The organism is Flammeovirga aprica JL-4, assembly GCF_012844305.1.
GTDB classification, from domain to species: domain Bacteria; phylum Bacteroidota; class Bacteroidia; order Cytophagales; family Flammeovirgaceae; genus Flammeovirga; species Flammeovirga aprica.
On record NZ_JABANE010000266.1, the window covers coordinates 1 to 1,775 of the forward strand.

Genomic DNA, 1,775 nt, shown 5'->3' on the forward strand with positions numbered 1-1,775 from the left:
AATGAAGGAGTTTATATACCCTTTACCGATGAAATTCAGGTTTAGTTTTGCTTGGAAAAACTTATTGAAGGGATTTTTATAAAATTGTACTAAATAATAAGGATTTTATTTGGATTAACCATAAGAGAAGTTGTGGGCTTTTGGGAAGCTATCCTAATTTGTTTCTTTTGATGACTTTCTGAAGGATTTTTAATTAAAGCGGTTTTGGAAATAAGATATAGCTATACTACCACAAATTTCTCCTGATCTAATTCCTGTTCTCCATCAAATCGATAAGCCACTAACAAGCCTCCTTTTGCTACACTGTAATCCAAACAGCATACATTAGATTTGAATAACATGGGTTGATTTTTCAACCAATAATGGCCGAAAAATACTGGGCGTTCTTTCTCTTTATAGTATTGAAGATCTTCCACATCTGAAGCTTTAATTTCTACAGAAGGCAAGTTATCTACGGGGTGAACACTGATAGTTTCAAACGTCATTTTTAAGGGATCTTCCCACCATTTATACCGAATATCCGTACGGACATTACCGTCTTTATCACTGAATGATAATCCATCTGGCAACCTTAATTCTTTTCCTTTCAGTGTTTCCTCAATAGCATCATACAATACTTTATCAGATGTATTGGCACTTTCAATCAGAGCTGTTGTAAGGCAATTTTGCTTTAATTTATCTTTAAAAAAGGTAATGTTCTTTTCATTCCAGCAGGCATGAACAGCTCTTAAATTTTTATCTTCATAAAACAACGGTAAAGTCATAAACCATTCGATATATTCCTCATATTCTTCTTGACGATTTTGAAACTGTTTCAACGTTTCGTAGTGCTGAATGATATTTTTAATCAAATGTTTTCTGATATGTCCACCCTCTTTTTGTTGTAAGTGAAAGCAGATGGCATTGTATTCGTGATTCCCCATCAATGCAATGGCATAACCATAATCTGTCATCCCTTTTACAATCTGAAGAGTCTCACGGATTTTCGGCCCTCTGTCTATATAATCACCCACAAATAACACTTTACGTTCAGGGTGTGCATATACTCCTGATACTTTTTTATAACCGAGTTTTTGTAATAAGCTTTCGAGTTCATCGGCATGTCCGTGGATGTCTCCTATTAGGTCTAGCATGTTTTTTTGATTAATTATTGATTATTTGTTTACTTTTTGATGCAACCCTTTCACCTTCCAACAAGCACAATCCATTACTTTTTGCAAAACGAGACCTCTTTTTGTTACCTTCCAATGACCTGAATTTAGGTCAGGATAACATGGGGTCAAGTTTGATGATGATGAAGAATTGAAGTCGATTTCACTTTTGAATTCTAAAAGTTGATTATCATTTATACTCCATTTTCCCTTGACTTCACCTTGACATCCTCCTACTCCATAAGAGTAAATAAAATCATAATTATTTTTGAGAGTAAGAGTAGAATGCTGTTCAAGTCCTTTACGATCTATCATTACATAAGTACCGATGACCTTTTGATTTACTGAAGGAATTGGTAATAATAAGAGAGTCAATAATACAATAGTCATACTATATTGTTTGCGGTTCGTGAGTCACAAAGCATTGTGTCTCTACAAAAGTTTACTCCAATTTAAATGAAAGAATAAGATTATTTGACACACCACTATAAATTTCTTTTTAAAAAGTTCTTTATAAGTACAAATTCAAAATTAACTATGATTTATTTTTGATTTAAGTATTGAGACATTTTAAAGTATAACTAAAAATGAGCTTTTGAAAATTGAAGAAACAACTGTTTACCA

2 protein-coding genes are annotated in these 1,775 nt (G+C 32.7%); both read right to left on the reverse strand.

Annotation, left to right across the window (positions count from 1 at the left end):
- Nucleotides 1–221 precede the first annotated feature (221 nt).
- A complete protein-coding gene (locus tag HHU12_RS33735) occupies nucleotides 222–1,133 on the reverse strand; it encodes a metallophosphoesterase (protein ID WP_169661119.1) in 912 nt (303 codons plus the stop codon).
- Nucleotides 1,134–1,154: 21 nt separating this feature from the next.
- Nucleotides 1,155–1,541, reverse strand: coding sequence for a hypothetical protein (locus HHU12_RS33740; protein WP_169661120.1), 387 nt, complete (start codon nucleotides 1,539–1,541; stop codon nucleotides 1,155–1,157).
- Between the last annotated feature and the right edge of the window lie 234 nt (nucleotides 1,542–1,775).